We start from the raw sequence: 437 nt of genomic DNA, 5'->3' as shown, positions 1-437 counted from the left end.
TGTCTGACGTCAGCACCAATGGGACAGTTTAAGTCGATTTGATAAGAGAGGGTTTCTGGCTCATCGTAACCGCCAAGGAGTGGAGATGAGTAAGAAACCCGGAACCAAGCAGAGCCACGGTGAGAAGGTCGTAAAGGACATTCGCCGTGCGACCCGTAAACAGTACTCCGCAGAAGAGAAGATCCGGATCGTGCTAGACGGCCTCAAAGGCGAGGACAGCATTGCAGAGCTGTGCCGTCGTGAGGGCATCGCGCAGAGCCTTTATTACAGCTGGTCCAAGGAATTCCTGGAAGCCGGCAAGAAACGTCTGGCAGGCGACACGGCCCGCGCGGCAACTTCCACCGAGGTGAAGGATCTGAGACGGGAAGCCCGTGATCTGAAGGAAGTGGTTGCCGAACAGGCCTTGGAGCTGCGTTTGCTCAAAAAAAGCATGATCG

The 437-nt window shown here is 55.4% G+C and carries 1 protein-coding gene; it reads left to right on the top strand.

All coding sequences use genetic code 11. The features are described 5' to 3' along the window. Nucleotides 1–85 precede the first annotated feature (85 nt). Nucleotides 86–437: transposase (locus tag ABLN87_RS22370; protein ID WP_353014319.1), on the top strand; the 352-nt coding region annotated here is incomplete at its 3' end.

Source organism: Ruegeria sp. SCP10 (assembly GCF_040329495.1).
GTDB lineage: Bacteria > Pseudomonadota > Alphaproteobacteria > Rhodobacterales > Rhodobacteraceae > Ruegeria.
The sequence above is the reverse complement of the archived record's forward strand: the minus strand, read 5'-3'. Positions and strand labels throughout refer to the sequence as shown.